The following is a 22509-nucleotide window of genomic DNA, read 5'->3' on the forward strand; positions in this document are numbered from 1 at the left end:
AAGAGCATAAACTCCGGCTTCTCCTCGCATGAATAACAGCACAGGAAAGGAGCAGGTTCACCGTGGAGAAACCTAATGTCTCCCTTAACTCGATGCCTCCAGCCTCGAGTCCGAAGGGAACCAGAGCACACTCGTTCTTTAAGCGACTTGTGCAGCAACGAACGCTTGCCTGGATGTGTATTCCTTTTGTCATCTGGGCTTTTATCTTCAAGTACCTGCCGTTATGGGGATGGACCATGGCTTTTCAGAATTTCAAACCGGCAAGGTCCTTCTCGGATCAGCAATGGGTAGGTTGGCAACATTTTAGTACGTTATTTGAAGACAATACCTTCTACCGGGTGTTGCGAAATACACTCGTTATGAGTTCCATTAAACTGGTGTTGGGATTTGTGACAGCAATTACGCTGGCTCTCTTGTTGAATGAGCTGAAAAATGTCATATTTAAACGTTTTGTGCAAACCGTCAGTTATCTGCCTCACTTTATCTCGTGGGTTGTTGCTTCCAGCATTGTATTAACAGTCCTGTCACCAGACGGAATTATCAATCTGCTGCTGATGAAGCTTCACCTGATTGACAGTCCGGTACTATGGATGGGGAAAGGAGAATACTTCTGGGGTATTCTGGGGGCAACTGAGGTCTGGAAAGATGTCGGTTGGAACACCATTATCTATCTGGCAGCAATTACGGCAATTGATCCGGCGCAATATGAGGCTGCCGAGATTGATGGAGCCAGTCGCTTCAAACGGATGTTATATATCACCCTGCCTGGCTTGAAACCGGTTATTGTGATCTTGTTGATCATGAACATGGGAAGTATTCTTGAATCCGGATTCGAACCGCAATATCTGCTGGGTAACGGGATGAATATGGACTATTCGGAGAATCTGGACATCTTTGTACTGAAATATGGATTAGGGATGGGGAACTTTTCCTTAGGTACAGCAGCTGGCATATTCAAAACGGTGGTCAGCTTCATCTTCCTTTTCTCAGCGAACTATATAGCGAAAAAAATGGGAGAGAGCAGACTATTCTAAAAGGAGGCCTATGCCATGCGAAAAGGAAACACATCCCGCTTGCGGAATAGCAGCACCGGGGATCGAGCGTTTGACACCTTTAACATCATCTTCATGGTATGTTTGATGATTGTGACGATTTATCCCTTTGTTAATATGATTGCCGTATCCTTCAATAATGCAAACGATGCCATTCGGGGTGGAATATATCTATGGCCTCGTGTATGGACACTGGACAACTACAAATACATTTTTGGCGAATCCGATATTTATCACGCAACTCTGATCTCGGCGCTGCGTACGATCATTGGAACCGTGGTGTCCGTCTTCTGTACAGCCATGCTCGCGTATACGGTTAGTCGTCAGGAATTTGTGCTTCGCAAGTTTGTTACGATGTTTTTTGTATTCACCATGTATTTCAGCGGGGGGTTGATCCCCGGTTATCTGCTGATTCGAGACCTTGGATTGATCGGTTCCTTCTGGGTATATATCATTCCGGGTGTAATCGGTGTCTTCAATATGATCGTCATCCGTTCATTTATTGAGGGTCTTCCTGAAGGCATTCTGGAGTCAGCCCGTATTGACGGGGCAGGGGAGTTCACGACATTTATCCGCGTTGTCCTGCCGCTAACGATTCCCGCAATGGCAACCGTATCACTCTTTGTAGCTGTGGGACAATGGAATTCCTGGTTCGATGTATTCCTGTACAACTCTTCCAATAAAGAATTAAGCACATTGCAATATGAGTTGATGAAGATTCTACAAACTTCAACGACCTCAGCGACTTCATCAGCAAGTGATGCTTATCAGTCTGCCGAAAGCAATGCAACGGCGGTCACACCAACCTCGATTCGAGCGACCATGACCATTATTGCAAGTGTTCCTATTCTGATGGTGTATCCGTTCTTACAGAAATACTTTGTCCAGGGTATGACGATTGGTGGCGTGAAGGGATAGTCATGACCTGAATATAATTTCATTGAACTTATGAAAACGCAACAAACTATACCGTAGTAACGTCTATTCATCCATAGAATACAACAGGAGTGAAACAAATGCATGTAAAATGGATGACGATTATTGGTGCCGTTGTTGGCTCTATGCTTATAGGGGTGGGAACGGCAGCTGCGGAAGAAACGTTTGTTGATCTAAAGTATTCAAAGTGGGCAGAGGATGGCATCACGTATATGGCGAAACGGGGAACAGTAGCCGGATACGGCAATGGGATCTTCAAGCCAGAGGCACTTGTGACAAGGGCACAAGCTGTCACTTTTATGGTGCGCGAGCCCTATTCAGATCAGCTTCAAAGAGCAGTGGAAGGCACAACTTATTCCGATGTTCCAACTACACATCCTTTCCATCGAGAAATCATGATAGCTGCTAAAAATGGACTTGCAAGTGGTTTTCCTAACGGAACTTTCCGTCCGGACGCACCACTTAGCCGCGCAGAGACTGCGGCCTTCCTTACACGGGCATATGCACTCGTGGAAGGTAAGAACGCCGCAAAATGGACAGACACGGACAGGCATTGGGCAGCAGCACCCATTCTTATTATGAGTTCAAACGGCTTGGTCGGCGGTTATTCAGATGCCACCTTCCGTCCGAGTCAAGCTGTCACGCGTGCTGAATATGCCGTATTTATGGCGAGAGTAATTCGCTTCGAACGTGAAGCGGCCATTCGGACACAAGATTGGGACAAACTGATATCCTATATGACGGTGAGCGAGCAAGTTGGTCAGATGCTTATGCCCGACATTAGGCAATGGAATGGTAAAGCGACAACGACCGTTAATGAGGGGCTGAAACGCACGATCCATGATCAGGACTTGGGCGGACTTATTCTTTTTGACAAAAATATTGTAGACGTGACGCAGCTTACAACGTTCACACATGATATACAAAGAGAAGCAGGTGACATTCCTCTATTTCTTAGCATCGACCAAGAAGGAGGCGTTATTAAGCGAATACCAGGCGGTACGAACCTGCCAGGTCAGATGGCGCTTGGCGCAACTGGAGATGCAACACTAGCCGAAGCAGCTGGTCAGCTGACAGGGGAGGAGCTGAAGGCACTGGGACTGCAGATTAATTTTGGGCCAGTGCTGGACATCAACAGCAATCCAGATAACCCCATCATTGGTATACGGTCGTTTGGCTCGGATGCGGATATGGTGACACGGCTTGGTCTGGCAACAATAAAAGGGCTACAGCAATCAGGGGTGATGGCGGCAGTTAAGCATTTTCCGGGACATGGAGATACAACGGTAGATTCCCATCTTGGTATGCCTGTGCTTGCCCATAACCGAGAACGGCTTGATGCGGTAGAATTAAAACCGTTTCGGGCTGCAATCAAAAATGATGTAGAGATGATTATGACCGCGCATATTGCTTTCCCTGCCATTGACAACGAACATGTTACTTCCCTCAAGGACGGTGAACGTGTGCCGATTCCTGCCACCTTATCGAAAAAGGTACTGACAGGACTGCTTCGCGGAGAGCTTGGATATGAAGGTCTCATTGTGTCGGATGCCTTTACCATGAATGCAATTGCAGAGCATTTTGGGGAGAATCAATCGGTAGAACGAGCCGTTTCCGCAGGTGTTGATATCATCCTTATGCCAAAAAATTCAGCAGCGGCCCATCAAACGCTGGTAAACGCGGTGAACAATGGAACGATCAAGGATGAAACCATACATGCATCTGTGAAACGAATCTTGGAGATGAAAGCGAAATATGGTTTATTTGAACGCAGTCAAACTCTTGCGCAAAAGCTAACTCAGCTTAACGGTATCATCGGATCGAAGGCGCACCGAGCAGTGGAGCAGACAATCGCAGAGCGAGCGGTCACTGTACTCAGCAGTCGCGAAGGTGTGCTTCCTGATCCAATTCAGCAAGGCGACCGGGTTGTTATTGTCGCAGCCGAGCAGGAACAGGCGAAACAGCTTGAGAAACAACTGTTGCAAGCCGCTAATAACCTGTCGTTAAAGACTGAAATATCACTTGTTGGACAAGGCAACATGAATGAAACGCTCCAGGCGATTGGCAAAGCCAATTATGTCATTCTTGCTTCTTACCAATTCCGCAATGTGGCCAGCCAGTTCGGGTGGAGTGATTATCAAACCTTGATTAATGCAATGAACAAGAGTAATCAGCGATACACGCTGTTGTCTCTCGGTAACCCTTACGAAACGATCTATTTGCAGAACGTGCGCTCAGGAATTGCTGTGTATGGAAAGCAGGAGCCAAATACGTCTGCCGGGATCAAAGTATTGCTTGGTCAACTGAAAGCTGGAGGACAATTACCCGTACTAACGGATTAACGCTTAATTAATGAAGAAAAAAACGGATTCCAGCATACGGAATCCGTTTTTTATTTCAAACTTTTGTTTTATCGATCCATGTACCATGCCATCACTCGGGTATTTCTTCGCTACAAACAAAATGAAGCAGCATCTTCACAAATTGCTCCGTCATCCGCATATCCAATGAATTATCATGAGCACCACGAATAGTTACCATGCGCTGGAGCATGCCCATCATCGTTGTGAAGATAAACTGAGCCAGATCCAGCGGAGGGGACGGATTCTTAATACTGCCGTCAACAACACCTTGGGATAAAGCGTCCATCAGGAAATGATTTTCTTTCCCGTTCTGGTTGAACTTATCATACTCTTCTCTTAATTCAGGGCTAAAATCATACATCTCATAGTTGATATCAAACAATTGAATAAACCGGATGTAGTCTGGATGATTCTCGGCATAAACAACCCATGCATTCAACATAACCGTGAGTTGTTCCCGCCCGTTTAAGTCCTTCGTTGAAGCACGGCTAACCTCATCCGTTAAATGTTCGATCAGTTGCATCTGAATGGCTAGAAGAAGTTCATCCATTGACTGGAAATGTTTATAAAAGGTCACTCTACTAAGTTCAGCTTTCGTACATACATCCTTAATCTTCACCTGGAGCAATCCATATTTCAAAAAAAGCTCCTTACCTGCTGCAATCAAATCATCACGATGTTTATTTCCCAATTGTTGATGCCAGTTTTCATTCACTTGTATACAATTGTCCTTTCTTCGAACGAAATGCGTTCAAGGTCAGTCCGAGAGAAGCGAGTAGCATAATTGCACCAAAAATATACGGGAAGTTTATGTTTTTGTCAAACAATAGTCCTGCGATCAGCGGGCCAATCACCGTGCCGAGACTGGAAAAAGTAGTATTCAGACCGGATGCATAACCTTGCCGATCTCCTGCATTTTTGGATATTAACGTGCTGACCGAAGGTCGCAAAAACGAATTGAATGCAAAGAATAACGCAGAAGCGAACAACAGAAACACAAGGTTGACCTTAATTAACATTAACAATAAAGCTATGGGTGTGATTATTAAGGAGAGACGGATCAACTTAACTTCACCTATTCTCTGTACGAACCAATCCAAAAGCCAGATCTGCACAACGATACCGATAATCGCGCCCAAAGTAATAATGATGGAGATTGTTGCAGCGTCGAATCCGTATTTTTGCTCTGCGAAAAGCGCGAATACTGTCTCATAACTCATGAGACCAAAGGTCATGACAAGCAACACAATCAAGTATTTGAAATAGGGGACTTTAAAAGAACTCCAGATTTTCTTGCCCAAGTGATCTCCTTTTTGAAGACGGATGGAGACCGTTCTTTTCTCGGGGGGAAGTGTCTCAGGCAATAGCAGCGTCATCAGGGCCGCAATCAGTCCCAGACCCGCTGCGAAGAAATAGGGCATGCGAATGCCCATCTCGGCGATGAGACCGCCCAGACCAGGTCCGAGAACCATCCCCAAATTCATAGCTGCGCCGAAATAGCCCATACCTTTTGCACGTGTCTCTGGCGTTGTAATATCGGCGACATATGCGAGGTTGGCAGGAACCATTAAACCAAGACTGATTCCACCGATAAACCGTGCGACATAGAGGAACGGCAATGACGTTGACAGCGCAAATATGATATCTGAAATGACAGACAGAAACATACCCGCAATGATCAACTTTTTGCGTCCAAATCGATCAGACAGTTGTCCCCCGAGAGGGGAAAAGAAGAATTGAGCGGCACCGAAGGCTGCAACTAAAAATCCTGCTACTGTGCCTCCCGCATGAAAAAGCTTCAAATACTCCGGCAATATGGGGATGAGCATCCCTTGCCCCAATAAAGCAATAAACAGATTTAACATCAGAATGAACAGTGGAAAGCGAACTGATTTTGGTAATGTACTCATGTACGTCATTAACCCCTTCATTTACAACTTGTTAACCTTTACATTGTGTAAACCATTTTAAATGATTTGAAGGAAATATGTAAATCTTTTTTTTAGTGAGTAGAGTTATAATTGAATTCATATGGAGGTGGGAACACGTGAAATTAGAGGAATTGTTTACGGTACATGTGAACATTGAGAAATCATTTGATTTACAGAATAGCGAAGATGATTCGGTTGTCATGATTACTTTTACAGGCAGCGTAACCGGAAAGTACTTTGAGGGAATTGTGCTGGGTGGAGGAGTGGATACGCAGATTATCGGGAAGAATGGTGGTCCGCATACGCTATCGGCCAGATACATGCTCCAAGGAACCGACAACTCAGGGCATTCCTGCAAAATTTATATCGAAAATAACGGAAATATTGATAAAACGCTGAAAACTGCTTTATTTCGTACTTCCCCCAAAATGATTACAGACAGCAAAGCCTTATCCTTCTTGAACTGTGAGACACTTGTCGGAGAAGGTCATCCGACGGAGTCAGGGATAGATATAAAAATATATAGAAAACCGCTGTAATGCGGGGCAAATAGCAGTTATCTTTTTATTGTATGGCAGAGAAGATAGCTTTTTATAATGAAAAGTCAGAGTCGCTAAGGAGCGGCTCTTTTTGTCGTATGAGACTTTACGTCAATGTTTATATGTACTCTTTTACAATTAATTAACATAGGATGGATACGGCGCAGACACTTCACACCTATAGTATGATGAGCGAAAATAAACCCATATCAGGCGGAATAAGGAGAAAACTATTCATTATGATGATCAAAAAAATCGGGATTTCAGTAGCATCACTCGCCATCTTAACGTCTGTAAGTGTATTTGACGCATATGGTGCAGGCTCCAAACGCATGATCGAAGTTTCTGAACAATCGGCTAATGTGGTTGTGAACGGTCAAAGGGTGGAAGGCGAATCATTTCTCTACAATGGGGTTACTTATATACCTGCAAGAGCGATTGGTGAAGCCTTGGGGCAAGAGGTAGACTGGGATAACAACACCCAATCGGTATTTGTTGGAGCTAAAATTAACGATCAGCAGGGATACCGCGGTACCAAAACGCCATATCCTTTTAAGGAAACAAGTTACACAAAAGCTCCTATTGGATATGAACCCATATTTATTAACTACATAGGGAGACATGGTTCCAGACATCTATCCAGTTCCAAGTACGACAAGACGTTATTTGAACTGCTCGACATCGCTGAAAAGGACGGGCAGATCACTAATCTGGGCAAAGAGCTGAAGAAGGAAATTGGCAATCTGATGAAGGTTGAAAAAGATCATTATGGATTGTTATCCACTACGGGTGGAGAAGAACTGAAAGGAATAGGGGCCAGAGTTGGGCAGAATTTCAAAGAACTCTTTACATCGGATAAAAAAGTGATTGCACAAGCAACCTTCAAAGATCGAACGCCGCAGAGCAGAGATCAGTTTATTGACGGGTTAAAGGAAAGCTTGGGAGATAACAAGGTAGACATTCTGGCTTCAGCTTTTGAAGAAGGGAAAGACCCCTATCTACGGCCCTACGACTTGGCTACGAAGTATAACGAGTACGTAGAAGATGGAGACTGGGTTAAGTTATACGAGGATTATGTCACACAGAACACTGGAACGCGTTATGCAAAAGAGGTCCTTCTGCAATTTCTCTCTGAAGGCTTCTATCAACGGCTGAACGCTGGAGAGTTTGAACTGAAAGATGAGAAGGGAAAAGTGAAGCTCAGCAACCCAACCGAGGCTGCTTCTAATCTATATGAACTCTACATCATTTCTTCGAATATAAAAGGAGAAGGTGACTTCGAATTCGGGCGGTATTTCACGGCTAATCAGTTAAAATGGTACGAGAGCATTGACAATATCAATGATTTCTATGAAAAAGGTCCATCTTTAACCTCAACGGATCTGCCGCAAAATATCATTGCACCTCTGGTCAAAGAGTTGATCGTGTCTACCGACCAGTCCATTCAGCAAAAAGACACGGCTGGTATATTTCGTTTTGCTCACGCAGAAACCATCATTCCACTATCTTCATTCCTGGATATCGCCGGAGCTAATGTGAGTATCGACAAACCGCAGGACGTGACCCAAAACTGGAATGGCTCGGTTATCTCACCAATGGGAGCAAATATTCAATGGATTCTGTATTCCAATGGTAAGGATGTTCTCGTGAAAATGCTTAGAAATGAAGAAGAGATCGCGTTCCCGATCGAAACAAAGACCTATCCGTACTATAAATGGGAAGATGTAAAAGCATATTACCAAAACAAACTGCAGAAGGTAGGCGTAAGCTTGGACAGCAGTTTGGAAGACAACATTGAGCTTTTACAGAAGAAATTCTAATCGGTGAAACGATATGCATTTTATATGAAAATAAAGACGAAGATGAAGAAAGCAACTCCTCTCCATGGGGCTGCTTTCTTTTTTTGCATTTTGAATGAAATGGACCAGTAAAAAAATCCTAAAACAAAATGTGACCAAATGCCGTCCGTAAGAGTGTTAGAGGTATAAAGGAGGGCATAACAACCATGCAGCGATCAGTGCCCCAGCTGGGCGATCATGTGATGAAAGTCTATGAGACATACGCGGATACGCTGTTCCGGATTGCCATGGTGCACCTCGGCAGACGAGAAGACGCGGAGGAAGCCACTCAGGATACCTTCATCAAACTAATAGAAAAAGCCCCTACGTTCAACGATGCGGAGCATCAAAAAGCATGGTTGATTCGGGTCATCACCAATCATTGCAAATCCTTATTAGGCAGAGGCTGGCGCAAACGGGAGGTCAAGCTGGAGGGAGTCGATCCTCTTACAACAGACAACCCTGAAGATCACGCGCTGATCGAACTTGTGCTGTCATTGCCCGTCAAGTATAGATCGGTGGTTCATCTGTATTATTACGAAGATTATCCGATTCGAGAAATTAGCGAGATCCTGGAGATTAGCGAATCAGCAGTGAAAATGAGATTGAAACGAGGAAGACAGCTGTTAAAACTGGAGCTGGAAGGAGAGGAACTGTAATGAACGAAGAACAATTCAAACAAAACTACAAGAAAGCGGTGGATCATATGAAAACAAACGAGCAAATGAAAAAACGGGTAGAGCAATCCTTAAACACGCAACATCAGGGACCAAAACGTCAACGTAAACCACTATACATTGCAGCAAGTGTTGTTATCGCTGCCAGCATTGGATTGGCTGCGCCAAGTGTATGGCAACAATTCAATGGACCAGCCGCACCAACACCACAGGTGGCAGCGGTGACTCCAGGAGCATCGTTTGATCCGATCGTGATTCCGAAGATGGAGTTGCCGAGTTCACAGGGCAAAGGCGCGATGGCTGATATGATGCAACTGGTTGTATATGGAGGAAACGTATATACACAGTCCCCAACATTGCTTGAAGGCGCAAATGCACTCAACCTGCGGGGTGAAAAGCTTGGTACTACAACTGGTGGCATCAATGAACTGAGCGGCCAGGATAAATATACGGAGCTTGCTTCCAACATTGGCGAAGCAGACATCTATGCGGTCAATGGCTACGACAAGGATTTCCGCATCATGTCTTACACCGAGATCGATGGTCAGGTGTATGCTCAGTTATTCGACAAGAACAACGAGATCACTATTGGTACTGGTGCCGACCTGATCGGCAAGCTTCATCTCGAAGGCAACATCGCCTCGGCGCAATGGGAGACGTTCGACAGCTGGAACAATGGATTGCAGCAGCTTCAACCGTTAGCAGCGGATGAAGCACTGGGCAGCTTTATCTCATCGCTAAATGCTGCCAAACCGATCGCAACGAGTCCGGAGTTGGAAGAGAACCTCTACGGCAAGGAAGATCGCAAGATCATCTATCTCACGCTGGAAGACAAAACGCAGGTCCCACTGGTTCTGTTTGGTGAAAAAGCTCTGGTTCGTTATGGTAATGTTCCGGCATTCCTGGAAGTGGAGAAAGGCGCGTTCCAATCATTCTGGGACAGCTTGGGCGAGTAAGGCGAAGACAGTAACATGGCTGCACCAAGAAGAGCGAACAGGGCACGCAAGTGCTTTGTTCGCTTTTTTCATCAACAAACAATCATTTGATAGGATTAGGCAATAAAATGATATGAATAGGATATGGATTCTTTCCTCTTTCAATGTAAAATGGGTACACCTAGTTTTAACTAAAAAGAAACAGGAGGTTAGATGAATATGAATCGAATCGAAAAGAGCCAGGAAACATATAAAAGGTTATTCGGCGAGGGAGTTCCAGCGGCATATGCTACAGATCCTGAATTTCAGGACATATTAAGTCGCTTCATATTTGGTGAAATTTTTGATCAAGGTACTCTTGACGATAAGCAACGAGAGCTTATTACTTTGGTTGTACTGGCTACTAATCAAACGTTGCCACAGCTCAAAGCACATACTCGTGCAGCGCTAAATGTTGGGTTGACTCCAACGGAGATCCAAGAAGCAATCTATCAATGCGCACCTTATTTGGGATTCCCCAAAACCTTAAATGCCATATCGGAAATAAATGAAGTGTTAAAAGAGCGAAATGTTGCACTGCCTCTTGAAAGTCAAAAACGGGTTGAAGAAGATAATCGCTTTGACAAAGGACTTGGTATTCAAAAAGAGATTTTTGGCGATATTATTGAGAAAAACCGGGAAAATGCCCCGTCAAATCAGAAGCATATCCAAGACTATCTTTCAGCATTTTGTTTTGGTGACTTCTATACCCGCGGAGGTCTGGATCTGAAAACACGAGAACTTCTTACTCTTTGTATACTAAGTGCACTCGGAGGTGCGGATAGTCAAGTCAAAGCACACGTTCAGGGTAACATCAATGTTGGCAATAATAAAGAAACCATGATCACCGCTCTAACTCACTGCCTTCCCTACATGGGATTTCCTAGAACACTAAATGCTTTAGCCTGCGTTAATGAAATCATTCCAGAGAAATAATCTTCTTTATTTGAAGCAACAGACAGTTGATTATCCCAATCAACTGTCTTCTTCTGGTTAACAAGAAGGTATAGTAAAGAAATGAATGATTCAGTAGACACTTAAATGAACGTAAATCAGGAGGAATTATGGAGTTAAGAGTACTTCGATATTTTTTGACAGTAGCTCGAGTAGAAAATATCACACATGCTGCAACGATCTTACATGTGACACAGCCAACGTTAAGCAGACAGTTGGCTGATCTGGAAAAAAATTTAGAAACTCAATTGTTTATACGCGGGAAAAGTAAAATAACACTTACAGATGCAGGCATGCTTCTACGTCAAAGAGCAGAAGAAATTCTCACACTTGCGGATAAAACAGAGAAAGAGTTTAAAGATCAGAACAACCTGGTTGGAGGAACCATATCGATCGGGAGTGTTGAATCATTAACGTCCAATGTTATTTTACAATTATTAAAAGACTTCAATCTGGAGTATCCGCAGGTTAAATATCACATCTATAGTGGAACGGGGGATGATATAAAGGAGCGAATCGATAAAGGACTGCTCGATGTGGGCATTTTGTTAGAGCCCATTCACATTGAGAAATACGATTTCATCAGACTGCCCCAGAAGGAGCGCTGGGGAGTCCTTATGAAGACCTCATCACCTCTTGCACAAAAAGAATATGTCACTTCAACCGATTTAGCCGGAGTGCCTCTGCTCATATCCAGCCGATCTGTCGTACAGAATGAGATTGCAAGCTGGTTTGCCGATGAGTATGCACATTTAAACTTCGTTGCGACCTATAATTTAATATCTAACATACTTAACCTCGTAGAGGAGGGGTTAGGGACGGCCATCTGTATTGAGGGTGCGCTTGCAATGAAGCAGTCTGACACATTATGCTTCAGACCTTTTCAACCGGAACTTCAGTTTCCAACAGTGATTGTCTGGAAAAAACATAAGGTATTCAGTCAAACGGAGGTACGTTTTTTGGAACATATCAGGCATGCCTTTCAGGCATAATAAAGTATGAATTATAGGTATTGGCTATAGCTGTTTATCAGATGATATTTTAAAGGTGTAATGAATGCAGCCTTTATGTATTTCAGATAAATAGCTTTTTTTATTGCAAAGAGAAGTTATTTAGAGCGCTTTTGGTCTCATTCATTTAGATGGCAACAACAAGAGGGGGCATTATTGGATGAGCAAGAAATACGAGAAGTTGGCTCAAGATATTGTAGAGAAAGTGGGCGGTAGTGAGAATGTATCCACTCTGACTCACTGTATGACTAGGCTTAGATTTGCACTGAATGATACTAATAAAGCAGATCAAAAAGCGCTTAAATCGTTTGATGGTGTTATTGATGCGCTTGAGAGCGGCGGACAATTTCAAGTCGTCATCGGCACACATGTTGAAGACGTTTACAAAGAAGTGATCAAGCATCTTCAACCTAACGCGAGTTCATCGGGTGAACCAACTGATGTTAAGAAAGTTAGTATTTTGGGGAAATTAATCGATTTCGTCTCGGGGACATTTAGTCCGATTGTCCCCGCTATAGCTGGGGCTGGTATGATCAAGGCATTACTCGCTCTACTTATTTTGTTCAACTGGATTTCAAAAGATTCCCAAACCTACTATGTCGTAAGTCTTATGTCAGATGCTATTTTCTACTTTTTACCATTCTTGTTGGCGTTTTCAGCTGCAAACAAACTAAAATGCAGTCCCGTCTTAGCACTCGTTTTAGCCGGTGTTTTACTCCATCCCAACTTGACGCAATTGCGTTTGGATGGGACTGACGTAAGTGTTTTTGGAATCCCGCTAACTCTTGTATCTTATAGTTCTTCTGTAGTTCCAATTCTCTTAATAGTTTGGTCACAATCATATATTGAATCGTTGTTTAAAAGGATCATTCCGAATGCAGTGAAAGTTATTTTTGTTCCCATGTGCACTATTTTAGTAACGGGAATTCTTGCCTTAACCGTGTTGGGACCACTGGGGTCATTTTTCGGAACGTATTTAGCGATGGGCTTTGACTTCTTGGCCGCACATGGTAGCTGGCTGGTTATTTTCCTGGTTGCAACCTTCTGGCCAATACTGGTTATGTTTGGGCTGCACCATAATATTGTTCCTCTATCCATTGCTCAAATCACCACATCAGGTTATGAGAATATCCTTGGTCCTGGAGCGATGATCAATTGTATAGGTCAAGGTGTTGCGGCATTAGTTGTAGGGATGAGAACCAAGGATAAAGCATTAAAACAAATTTCTGCTTCCAGTGGGATCACCGCGTTGATGGGAATCACGGAACCAGCTCTTTACGGCGTAAATTTACCGAAGAGATACCCACTTGTCGCGGGTATGATTGGAGCTGCTAGTGGGGGACTCTTTGCAGGGCTAATGGATGTTTCTCGTTACGCAACAGGCGCTTCAGGAATCCCGGCGATTCCTCTGTACATTGGTGAAAATATCTGGAATCTATATAACATTTTGATCGCACTTGTTATAACAACTGTCGTAACTGCTGTACTTACCTATTTGCTCAGTTTGAAATATGAAAAAGATGCACCTTCACAGAACACTGTTTCAAATGCGAACGAAGGGAGTGGGGTTGCGGATGAAGTCATTACAATTAAAGATTCTGTTATTGCAACGCCACTTAAAGGTCAGCTTATTCAACTTCAGGATGTACAAGATGCAGCGTTTGCCTCAGAGGCAATGGGTAAAGGAATTGCTATTGAACCTAGCGAGGGGAAAGTCATTGCTCCATTTGATGGCATGATTGTATCTCTATTTCCTAAGAAACATGCTATTGGACTATTATCCGATGAAGGAGTCGAAATTCTTATTCATGTCGGCTTAAATACGGTAAAGCTGAACGGAAAATATTTTGAAGCGTTCGTTGAAGAAGGTCAGAGAATTACAAAAGGACAGACCTTGCTGACTTTTGATCTGGACAAAATCAGACAAGAAGGATATGTCACTCAAACGCCCGTTATTGTAACCAATTCGTATAGTTACTCGGATGTGATCGCAGAGACTAGTCCCCAAAATATTGATTTTAACAATACATTGTTGGTTGTCAAAGCTTAACAAAACTACAGGTTAGGAGTGTGTTTTAATGACTTTAAGAAAAGACTTTTTGTGGGGTGGGGCAGTTGCTGCTAACCAATGTGAAGGTGGATATGCAGAAGGCAACAAGGGACTATCCACAGTTGATGTAATCCCGGCAGGGAAAGATCGTGTTCCTGTCATGCGAGGACAGTTAAAAATGTTGGAGTGTGATCAAGAACATTTTTATCCGAGTCATGAGGCTATTGATTTTTATCATCGGTATAAAGAAGACATTGCTTTATTTGCAGAGATGGGCTTTACGTGTTTCCGTTTATCTTTGGCATGGACTCGGATCTACCCTAATGGAGATGATGAGTTACCCAACGAAGAGGGTTTGAAATTCTATGAAAATGTATTTGACGAATGTTTGAAGTATGGCATTGAGCCGTTAGTCACCATTACCCATTTTGATGTCCCTATTCATTTGGTGAAAACTATTGGATCGTGGAGAAGTCGAAAAATGGTGGATTATTATGAGAGACTGTGTGAAACGATCTTCACCCGTTATAAAGATAAAGTGAAGTATTGGCTTACCTTTAATGAAATTAACATGCTGTTGCATCTACCTTTTGGCAGCTCAGGCCTAGTGTTTGAAGAAGGTGAGAATGAGGATGCTGTGAAGTATCAGGCGGCTCATCATCAATTGATCGCAAGTGCAAAAGCAACTGAAATTGCGCGTAGAATTAACCCGGAAATTAAGATTGGCTGTATGTTAGCAGGTGCCAACACTTACCCGTATACATGTGCACCAGATGATGTCTGGAAAGCCATGACAAGAGATCGCGAGCACTACTTCTTCGTCGATGTACAATCCCGAGGAGAATACCCAAACTATGCCAAGAAAATGTTAGAACGAATGAATATTCATTTAGCCATGGAAGACGGGGACGAGGAATGCTTGAAAAATAATACGGTTGATTTCGTTTCGTTCAGTTATTATGGTTCGCGGTTAACTAGTGCAGACCCGGAAGTAAATACTCAAACGGCAGCTAACCTGTTTCCAACACTGCGCAATCCTCATTTGAAAACGAGTGAATGGGGATGGCAAATCGATCCTGAAGGTCTAAGAATTACAATGAATTCCTTGTATGACCGCTATCAAAAGCCACTATTCATCGTTGAAAATGGCTTAGGAGCGATAGATACTCCTGATGAGACGGGATATATTGCGGATGATTATAGAATCGAGTATCTGCGTCAACACATCCAAGCTTTCATAACAGCAGTGGAAGAAGATGGCGTAGAGTTGTTGGGTTACACGTCCTGGGGTTGCATTGATCTAGTAAGCTCAAGTTCTGGAGAGATGAGTAAACGATACGGTTTCATACATGTCGACAAAGATGACGATGGAAATGGTACGTTGAAACGCAGCAAGAAAAAATCCTTTGAATGGTTCAAAAAAGTTATTCAAAGTAACGGCAAAGAACTCTAATCGACTGAGCAGTAACGTATGAAGTCATCGACTTATGTGTTACTGCTTTATCCATTTATCGCAACATCAAGGCTAACTACTGGCCATATGGAGCAAAAACAAACAGTTAGGAGTTGGTTTTTTATAATATCCATGGAGCAGCTTAGAACATATTCGTTATTGTCCGTTGCGTTATTAATTTCTTCAGGTCCAGTGATTGCCGCTAACATTCCTGCAATAACCAATGATTTTCCAGAGATATCGGTAACACACGTAGGATTATTAACGACCATACCTTCATTATTTGTCATTCTTGGTGTGTTAATTGCTAATCGACTTGAACTTCTTATTGGGAAGAAAGCAACTATACTAACTGGATTAGGACTTGTTCTCATTGCGGGAGTATTCCCTGCATTGTATCATGACCTTTTTTCGTTGCTGTTCATTTCTCGCTGTTTGTTTGGGTTAGGTGTAGGTTTATTTAACCGGCTCATCATTCAGATGATCAGTGATATGTATCATAAAAATCCAGGTAAACAAGCAACCGTAATTGGCTTAGAAAGTGCCTTTGAGGGATTAGGAGGCATTTGTCTAACACTACTCGTTGGTCAACTATTGAAAATGGGCTGGCACACATCATTTTATGTCTACGCCCTGGCACTTCCTATTTTCATTGCATTCCTGATTTTCGTTCCTTCTGATAAAAAAGAGCTTAATAGAAGAGAAGAGGTCACAACGAATCCAAGCCACACTAATAATAAAAAAGCCCTTCAAGTCATGATTGGCTATGGTCTCTTATTATTTGTAATAGTAGCTATTTTCATCAATTATAATTTACAGATTACTCCTTTGATTTTGGAAAAAAATATCGGAACTGCGACAAACGGAAGCAACATGATTGCATTTATAGGTTTGGGAGCTTTTGTTGCCGGTTTTTCTTTTGGAAAAGTATACAAATCACTCGGTAACTATATCGTTCCATTATCAATTCTGTTACTTGGAAGCTCGATGTTCGTTACGACGATCTCGCAAAGTATCATGCTTACTACCGTTTGCTCAATGATCATCGGGTTTTCATTCCGCTGTATAATGCCCTATTTATTGCATACTTTTGCACAACAAATCGCCAAAATGGCAAAGCTGGGTACGACCATTGTTCTGATCGCGTATAACTTGGGAGCCACACTTTCACCGTATGAAGGAAGGTTAATTACGCAATTATTACGACTAGATACAGTGCAATCATTAGTCTCAAGTAATGCAATAATTCTATTATGGATTTCGGCAGTTAGTTTGGGAGTAGTAACCCTTCATCGCAAAAAGAAGAATATTCAATAAACATAGAAAACAGGGAACTTCTTGAGATGAAGTTCCCTTGTTTTAGATTGAGTTGTATGAACTTTTTAATTAGAATTTTTGTAATACACCAAGTGATCGGTCCATTCATTATTTTCGTGTATAAACCCTTTACGAAGGCATTCGAATTCCATACCAACACTCTCTGCCAGTTTCATGGAAGGGGTGTTATCCACATTAATATGAGCTTCTATGCGGTGGAATTTCAGATGTTTAAAGGGACTCCTCTGGATTGAATTTATGCTCTGGGCATAGCACTGAAATAGTCCATAACCACGCTGCGAAACTCTAAAGCGGCTTTGGAAATATACCTGTTTTTGTGCGAAAGTAGAGCGATTTCCCGTACGAGTTGATGTTCCTCTACCTGAAGATATTTAATGCGCTCATGCGGGTTTCTGGCTGTGCTAGGTATAAACGCGAGACCGATCTCCGCCTCCACAAGGGCGGTTAATCTTGCAGGCTCATCACCTTCATATACATACTTCGGTAGGAAACCAGCGGATTGACATACGGAATCTACCATATCACGAACCCCATACCCTTGCTTCACCCCAACAAACCACTCGTCCTTAAGCTCGGTTAATTGAATGCTGCTTCGGTCTGCATATCGATGACCCATAGGAACAGCGACTACAATCGGGTCGTCATATAGTATCTGACATTCGATATCGTCACCTTCAATCGGAGGGGAGGAGAGACAAAAGTCCACCTCGCCCCGATGCAGAAGTCTGGACATGTTTTCTAACGAGACCATTTGCACATGGAACTGAATATCCGGCTTGTTTTTCCGGAATTCCCGCAGTATACCTGGCAATGTGCTCGCCGTAGTCACCGCCAATTGCAGTGTACCCTGATCCGGGTTGGAGAGGTCAGCGATTTCCCGCTTTCCTTGTTCCAATTCAAATAAGGCTTTTTCAGTTCGCTGAAGAAATGTTCTTCCAAAGTCGTTTAGTCGCAGCTTTCTCCCGATTCGATCAAATAAAGGGACTCCCAAGTCGTCCTCTAATCGTTGTATCGTTTTGCTCAGGGAGGATTGCGTGACATGCAGCTTTCCCGCAGCTTCCGTAACATGTTCGCATCGGGCCACTGTCAGGAAATATTTTAGTTGAAGAAGTTCCATTTACACCATTCCTTCATTCCTTCTAGTTCATCAAATCATAACATATAATGCGTTGGAATAAATGAATACGTTCAAGTAAGATAACAGCAGAAGAGAGAGAGGTGCACCAATGAACGTTCGAAATAAAGGATTGATGTTAGCTGTTGGACTCGGAATTATGTTGAATCCGTTGAATTCCTCCATGATTTCGGTGGCAATCTCCAGGCTACAACAAGTGTATCAACTTAATTTTACAGCCGTTTCGTGGATTATTTTATCATTTTACATTGCCAGTGCTGTCGCTCAACCCGTCATGGGCAAGTGTAGTGATTTGTTTGGCCGCAGGAAGATCTTCCTCATGGGTCTTGTTATTGTTTTTGTATCGTCCATGTTAGCTCCGTGGTCTCCCAGTTTTTCATGGCTCATCGTATTCCGGATTGTTCAATCATTTGGCACAAGTATGATGGTGGCCGTCGGAATGGCGATTGTCAGAATGAACGTGACTGAAAAACAAGCCTCCGCCTTGTCCACCTTGGCTATATTCCTTTCTGGAGCGGCTGCAATTGGACCTTTTATTGGTGGAGTATTGATTCATTGGTGGGACTGGCACAGCATATTCTTCGTTAATATTCCGTTTGTCTTGGTGAGTTTTTGGTTCGCCTGGAAAACAATCCCGAAGGACGAGCAATCTCCGTCTATCTCTGGTCACATGTCCATTCGGCCATGGCTTGCGTTAATTGACGCACCAGGTATCCTGATGTTTACGGTAGCTTTGGTGACTCTGCTCATCGGTTTACTATCAGTAAATTCCACAGGAGATATTTCAACATGGCATCTGCTGACAGGGGGGATCGGGTTAATCGCACTCGTCATGTTCATCCGACATGAATTAAAAGCAGCCACGCCTTTTATCCCTCTGCGAACGTTTGCCTCATATCCCGAGATGACTTGGGTGAATGTGCAATACATGCTGGTGAACATCCTGTTTTACGCACTTTTTTTTGGAGTTCCTACGTATTTGAAGCAGGTACGTCATCTCAACGAAGTTCATACAGGAATGAGCATGCTAGCTTTGGGGTTATGCTCAGTCATTATTGCTCCGATCGCAGGACGCTGGATTGACAGATCAGGATCACGGCCAGCTCTGATCGTATCCGCTTCTTTAATGACATTTGGCTCTATATTGATCGTTGTTATGAATGAAACTTCTCCAATCTTCATAATCATTGTTGCCTTAGCTTTATTTGGCATAAGTAACGGCCTAAACGCGGTCGGTATGCAAGCAGCACTGTTTAAAAGCACACCGAAAGAAATGATTGGAGTCGCATCGGGTATTTTTAATACATCACGCTACCTGGGGACCATTTTATCGTCGTTATTGATTGGAATTGTTATGGGGGATACATTCAATGTGACAGGATTTCAGATGCTTGGAATCATCCTTACGGTATTAGCTGCATCACTGATCATCATGAGCGTACGTCGCGAGGCAGGTGCGGTGAGTCCGGAGAAAGTAAAATAGAGAATCTTCCGTGCAATAACACGTTTACACCCAATGAATCAATAGCTCCATTGGGTGTATTTTTTGATTTTCACCAAGTTGTCAGAAAGAGTTGATCCTTTCTTGAACGTTTAGGGTAGAAGACGTGTCTTTGATTGAATTAGGTAAAAATAAAGATATAATAATTTTGATTAATAGGCTTGGTTAGTACATTAAGTGCATCAATATCAGATTTTAATAGGCATCCAATGATTGTTATTATCGGGGGCCTACAGGAGTAAACGCATTATAGGTGTGGCAAGATATCGTCATACCTAACTTTGTGAAATTTTTCGCAATTCTGCATTGAGCTTGGCCAAATCTGATATTGAATGTTTCTAAATTGAACAGAGTTTGAAAGGAGGCAACACAAAGAATGGCTATTGATACGGTTTTATGGAGCAGGCTGGTGACTGGTTTGACGCTCGGGTTCCACGTGATTTTTGCAACGCTTGGTGTCGGTGTACCTTTGATGATTGCTATTGCAGAGTTCATCGGCATTCGGAAGAAGGATCACCATTACATACTTATGGCAAAGAGGTGGTCCAGAGGGTTTGTCATTTCTGTGGCTGTTGGTGTTGTGACAGGTACAGCGATATCACTGCAGTTGGCCCTGGTATGGCCGAATTTTATGAAACTGGCGGGGAATGTCATTGCACTGCCACTATTTATGGAAGTATTTGCATTCTTTTTTGAAGCAATATTCCTGGGCATTTATCTGTACACGTGGGATCGGTTCAAAAATCCGTATATCCACTGGTTGCTGACTATTCCGATTGTCGCCGGGGCAGGCATGTCTGCTGTTTTTATTACAACAGTGAACGGCTTCATGAACCAGCCTGAAGGTTTTGTCATGGAAGCAGGTCAATTCATGGCAGTGAACCCCGTGCAAGCGATGCTGAATACAGCGACGTTCTCCAAAGTGTTCCATGTATTAAGCTCGGCTTATCTGACAGGAGCTGCTCTGTTAGCAGGAATAGCAGCCTTTGCGATGCTGAGAAAAGGAGTGTCAGCCTACCACAAAAAAGGCTTGAATCTCATGATGGCCGTTGTGCTGGTATTCAGTTTGTTAAATTCTTTAGCTGGAGATGTGTCTGCCAAGTTTTTGGCTGAGCATCAGCCGGAGAAGCTCGCAGCTGCCGAGTGGCATTTCGAGACGGAAAGCGGCGCGGATTTGATTTTTTTGGGATGGCTGAATGCAGAACATGAAATTATAGGCGCTCTTCATTTGCCGAAACTGCTCAGTTTCCTTGCCTTTGGAGACTTTAACGCCGAGGTAACCGGGCTGAACGAATTTCCACCAGATGAACACCCGCCCTTACTTGTGCATTATTTGTTTGATCTAATGGCTGGTATTGGATTCGCTCTGCTTGCTATATCAAGTCTGTACTTCCTGTTTGTATTCTGGAAGAAACGTAATCAGTTTAACAAGTGGATGCTACGTATGGTTGCACTGAGTGCACCGCTTGCTTTTCTGGCCGTTGAGATGGGTTGGTTCTATGCAGAGATCGGGCGGCAACCATGGATCATCCGAGGTTATATGCGGGTAGAAGAGGCCGCTACTTCTTCACCGAGTGTGAGAATTTTATTTTTCGTCTTCTTGCTTCTCTACATCCTGCTAGGCGTTATGTGTGTCGTCGTACTGAGACGGTTGTTCAATAACAATCCTGCTGAACTCGAGATGGAGAAATGGTTGAAGGAGCAGCATGATCAATCAGCCAAGAAAGGGGATCAGGCCTGATGAGTTATGAATTAATTGGTATTTCGGTACTCTGGCTGTTCTTGTACGGCTATCTTATTGTAGCTTCCATTGATTTTGGAGCAGGTTTCTTTGCCTTTTATGCACGCCTGACAAAGCAGGATCATCTGATTAATCGTCTGATCTCCCGTTATCTATCACCGGTCTGGGAGATCACCAATGTATTTTTTGTCTTTTTCTATATTGGCATCGTTGGATTTTTCCCGGACACGGCCTATTATTATGGCTCCGCGCTGCTTGTTCCAGGAAGTATTGCCGTCATTTTACTTGCCATTCGTGGGTCGTTCTATGCTTTCGAAAATTATGGTTCCAAAAAAAGTATCGTGTATTTGTTCTTATATGGAGCTACAGGGTTGCTTATTCCAGCGTCATTGTCAGTGGCACTGACCCTTTCTGAAGGTGGCTTTATTTTGAAGCAGGGAGATACCGTTTCCCTGGATTACTGGGCGCTATTTACGAATCCATTATCGTGGAGCATCGTTGGACTGGCGATCGTGTCCGTATTGTTCATTAGTGGGTCATTTCTCACATTTTACGCTTCTCGCGCAGAGGACCATTCGGCATTGAAGCTGATGCGGAACTATGCTTTGTTCTGGAGCACACCGACCATTATTCTCGCGCTGACTGCATTTATATATTTGGGTCAACACAATGAGCGTCATTTTCAAAATATGATGGATTTATGGTGGCTGCTGGCGCTTTCCGTTGCGTTTTTCATGATTGCCATGTGGCTGTTATATAACGGACGCCGTTATGGTTTAGCTTTTATATGCATCATGCTGCAATTTCTCACAGCCTTTTTTGCTTACGGGATTGGGCAATATCCTTACATTCTCGATCCATTCATCACCATTCAGAGTAGCGCGACACCACCAGCGATGGGTTTTGCACTCGTCGTTGTGTTTATCGGTGGTCTGTGCCTGTTAATTCCTTCTCTTATTCTGGTCTTCAAACTGTTCCTGTTTGATGCGGATTATGTGAAAGGGAAAAAATAAAGGA

At 43.3% G+C, this 22509-nt stretch carries 18 protein-coding genes and 1 pseudogene; 15 read left to right on the top strand and 4 right to left on the bottom strand.

The genetic code is table 11. The annotated features are described in order from the left end of the window. Positions 1-92: 92 nt before the first annotated feature. The 3 genes from NST38_RS15265 to NST38_RS15275 all read left to right on the top strand — a co-directional run bounded on the left by NST38_RS15265 (position 93) and on the right by NST38_RS15275 (position 4330). Positions 93-1034: an ABC transporter permease gene (locus tag NST38_RS15265; protein WP_047844314.1), complete on the top strand. Its 942-nt coding sequence runs from the start codon at positions 93-95 to the stop codon at positions 1032-1034. A 15-nt stretch (positions 1035-1049) separates the two neighbouring features. Beyond that, positions 1050-1970, top strand: coding sequence for a carbohydrate ABC transporter permease (locus NST38_RS15270; RefSeq protein ID WP_036615816.1), 921 nt, complete (start codon positions 1050-1052; stop codon positions 1968-1970). 98 nt (positions 1971-2068) lie between these two features. Beyond that, the gene (locus NST38_RS15275; RefSeq protein WP_076253062.1) at positions 2069-4330 is read left to right on the top strand and encodes a glycoside hydrolase family 3 N-terminal domain-containing protein; all 2262 of its coding nucleotides are present in this window, start codon (positions 2069-2071) and stop codon (positions 4328-4330) included. Between the two features lie 91 nt (positions 4331-4421). Here NST38_RS15275 and NST38_RS15280 read toward each other — a convergent pair whose 3' ends face one another. Both NST38_RS15280 and NST38_RS15285 read right to left on the bottom strand, forming a co-directional pair. Beyond that, on the bottom strand, positions 4422-5042 hold the full coding sequence (locus NST38_RS15280; protein WP_243391223.1) for a TetR/AcrR family transcriptional regulator: 621 nt from the start codon (positions 5040-5042) through the stop codon (positions 4422-4424). A gap of 16 nt (positions 5043-5058) precedes the next feature. Continuing rightward, positions 5059-6261 (bottom strand): MFS transporter, encoded by a 1203-nt coding sequence (locus NST38_RS15285; protein ID WP_036671164.1) that lies wholly within the window; start codon positions 6259-6261, stop codon positions 5059-5061. 137 nt (positions 6262-6398) lie between these two features. On the opposite strand from NST38_RS15285, the gene NST38_RS15290 reads away from it, so the two are divergent. The 9 genes from NST38_RS15290 (at position 6399) to NST38_RS15330 (ending at position 17094) form a co-directional block, all read left to right on the top strand. Continuing rightward, a complete protein-coding gene (locus NST38_RS15290) occupies positions 6399-6821 on the top strand; it encodes a DUF3237 domain-containing protein (protein ID WP_076253063.1) in 423 nt (140 codons plus the stop codon). A gap of 239 nt (positions 6822-7060) precedes the next feature. Next, on the top strand, positions 7061-8641 hold the full coding sequence (locus NST38_RS15295) for a histidine-type phosphatase (protein WP_076253064.1): 1581 nt from the start codon (positions 7061-7063) through the stop codon (positions 8639-8641). 185 nt (positions 8642-8826) lie between these two features. Continuing rightward, positions 8827-9318 (top strand): RNA polymerase sigma factor, encoded by a 492-nt coding sequence (locus NST38_RS15300; protein ID WP_036615805.1) that lies wholly within the window; start codon positions 8827-8829, stop codon positions 9316-9318. Then, the gene (locus NST38_RS15305) at positions 9318-10292 is read left to right on the top strand and encodes a hypothetical protein (protein WP_076253065.1); all 975 of its coding nucleotides are present in this window, start codon (positions 9318-9320) and stop codon (positions 10290-10292) included. The genes NST38_RS15300 and NST38_RS15305 overlap by 1 nt, the downstream gene beginning before the upstream one ends. A 198-nt stretch (positions 10293-10490) precedes the next feature. Beyond that, complete coding sequence (locus NST38_RS15310; RefSeq protein ID WP_076253066.1) at positions 10491-11246, top strand: carboxymuconolactone decarboxylase family protein; 756 nt, start codon at positions 10491-10493, stop codon at positions 11244-11246. 128 nt (positions 11247-11374) lie between these two features. Further along, positions 11375-12256, top strand: a complete 882-nt coding sequence (locus NST38_RS15315; protein ID WP_076253067.1) for a LysR family transcriptional regulator — start codon at positions 11375-11377, stop codon at positions 12254-12256. A 178-nt stretch (positions 12257-12434) separates the two neighbouring features. Then, positions 12435-14324, top strand: a complete 1890-nt coding sequence (locus NST38_RS15320) for a beta-glucoside-specific PTS transporter subunit IIABC (RefSeq protein WP_076253068.1) — start codon at positions 12435-12437, stop codon at positions 14322-14324. A gap of 28 nt (positions 14325-14352) precedes the next feature. Then, positions 14353-15777, top strand: a complete 1425-nt coding sequence (locus NST38_RS15325; RefSeq protein WP_076253069.1) for a 6-phospho-beta-glucosidase — start codon at positions 14353-14355, stop codon at positions 15775-15777. A 132-nt stretch (positions 15778-15909) separates the two neighbouring features. Continuing rightward, positions 15910-17094 carry an MFS transporter gene (locus NST38_RS15330; protein WP_083669662.1) on the top strand — a complete coding sequence of 395 codons (1185 nt, stop codon included), beginning with the start codon at positions 15910-15912 and terminating at the stop codon, positions 17092-17094. A gap of 65 nt (positions 17095-17159) precedes the next feature. Here the strand turns inward: NST38_RS15330 and NST38_RS15335 are convergent. Both NST38_RS15335 and NST38_RS15340 read right to left on the bottom strand, forming a co-directional pair. Next, positions 17160-17387, bottom strand: a pseudogene (locus tag NST38_RS15335) (GNAT family N-acetyltransferase); the annotation flags it as partial. Then, a complete protein-coding gene (locus NST38_RS15340; RefSeq protein WP_076253070.1) occupies positions 17351-18232 on the bottom strand; it encodes a LysR family transcriptional regulator in 882 nt (293 codons plus the stop codon). The pseudogene NST38_RS15335 and the gene NST38_RS15340, both read right to left, overlap by 37 nt. Positions 18233-18341: 109 nt before the next feature. Here NST38_RS15340 and NST38_RS15345 point away from each other — a divergent pair, with 109 nt between their 5' ends. The 3 genes from NST38_RS15345 to NST38_RS15355 all read left to right on the top strand — a co-directional run bounded on the left by NST38_RS15345 (position 18342) and on the right by NST38_RS15355 (position 22505). Then, the gene (locus tag NST38_RS15345) at positions 18342-19733 is read left to right on the top strand and encodes an MFS transporter (protein WP_076253071.1); all 1392 of its coding nucleotides are present in this window, start codon (positions 18342-18344) and stop codon (positions 19731-19733) included. A gap of 394 nt (positions 19734-20127) precedes the next feature. Then, positions 20128-21492 carry a cytochrome ubiquinol oxidase subunit I gene (locus NST38_RS15350; RefSeq protein ID WP_074095104.1) on the top strand — a complete coding sequence of 455 codons (1365 nt, stop codon included), beginning with the start codon at positions 20128-20130 and terminating at the stop codon, positions 21490-21492. Continuing rightward, entirely contained in the window at positions 21492-22505 is a 1014-nt protein-coding gene (locus tag NST38_RS15355) for a cytochrome d ubiquinol oxidase subunit II (protein WP_174806461.1), read from the top strand. The genes NST38_RS15350 and NST38_RS15355 overlap by 1 nt, the downstream gene beginning before the upstream one ends. The last annotated feature ends 4 nt before the right edge of the window (positions 22506-22509 follow it).

This window comes from Paenibacillus sp. FSL H8-0104 (assembly GCF_038050215.1).
GTDB classification, from domain to species: domain Bacteria; phylum Bacillota; class Bacilli; order Paenibacillales; family Paenibacillaceae; genus Paenibacillus; species Paenibacillus amylolyticus.

What these genes read in the sequence shown, in the direction of transcription:
- NST38_RS15265 (WP_047844314.1), top strand. Translation starts at nt 93, where the DNA reads ATGCCTCCAGCCTCGAGTCCGAAGGGAACCAGAGCACACTCGTTCTTT.
- NST38_RS15270 (WP_036615816.1), top strand. Translation starts at nt 1,050, where the DNA reads ATGCGAAAAGGAAACACATCCCGCTTGCGGAATAGCAGCACCGGGGAT.
- NST38_RS15275 (WP_076253062.1), top strand. Translation starts at nt 2,069, where the DNA reads ATGCATGTAAAATGGATGACGATTATTGGTGCCGTTGTTGGCTCTATG.
- NST38_RS15285 (WP_036671164.1), bottom strand. Translation starts at nt 6,261, where the DNA reads ATGAGTACATTACCAAAATCAGTTCGCTTTCCACTGTTCATTCTGATG.
- NST38_RS15295 (WP_076253064.1), top strand. Translation starts at nt 7,061, where the DNA reads ATGATGATCAAAAAAATCGGGATTTCAGTAGCATCACTCGCCATCTTA.
- NST38_RS15300 (WP_036615805.1), top strand. Translation starts at nt 8,827, where the DNA reads ATGCAGCGATCAGTGCCCCAGCTGGGCGATCATGTGATGAAAGTCTAT.
- NST38_RS15305 (WP_076253065.1), top strand. Translation starts at nt 9,318, where the DNA reads ATGAACGAAGAACAATTCAAACAAAACTACAAGAAAGCGGTGGATCAT.
- NST38_RS15310 (WP_076253066.1), top strand. Translation starts at nt 10,491, where the DNA reads ATGAATCGAATCGAAAAGAGCCAGGAAACATATAAAAGGTTATTCGGC.
- NST38_RS15315 (WP_076253067.1), top strand. Translation starts at nt 11,375, where the DNA reads ATGGAGTTAAGAGTACTTCGATATTTTTTGACAGTAGCTCGAGTAGAA.
- NST38_RS15320 (WP_076253068.1), top strand. Translation starts at nt 12,435, where the DNA reads ATGAGCAAGAAATACGAGAAGTTGGCTCAAGATATTGTAGAGAAAGTG.
- NST38_RS15325 (WP_076253069.1), top strand. Translation starts at nt 14,353, where the DNA reads ATGACTTTAAGAAAAGACTTTTTGTGGGGTGGGGCAGTTGCTGCTAAC.
- NST38_RS15330 (WP_083669662.1), top strand. Translation starts at nt 15,910, where the DNA reads ATGGAGCAGCTTAGAACATATTCGTTATTGTCCGTTGCGTTATTAATT.
- NST38_RS15340 (WP_076253070.1), bottom strand. Translation starts at nt 18,232, where the DNA reads ATGGAACTTCTTCAACTAAAATATTTCCTGACAGTGGCCCGATGCGAA.
- NST38_RS15345 (WP_076253071.1), top strand. Translation starts at nt 18,342, where the DNA reads ATGAACGTTCGAAATAAAGGATTGATGTTAGCTGTTGGACTCGGAATT.
- NST38_RS15350 (WP_074095104.1), top strand. Translation starts at nt 20,128, where the DNA reads ATGGCTATTGATACGGTTTTATGGAGCAGGCTGGTGACTGGTTTGACG.
- NST38_RS15355 (WP_174806461.1), top strand. Translation starts at nt 21,492, where the DNA reads ATGAGTTATGAATTAATTGGTATTTCGGTACTCTGGCTGTTCTTGTAC.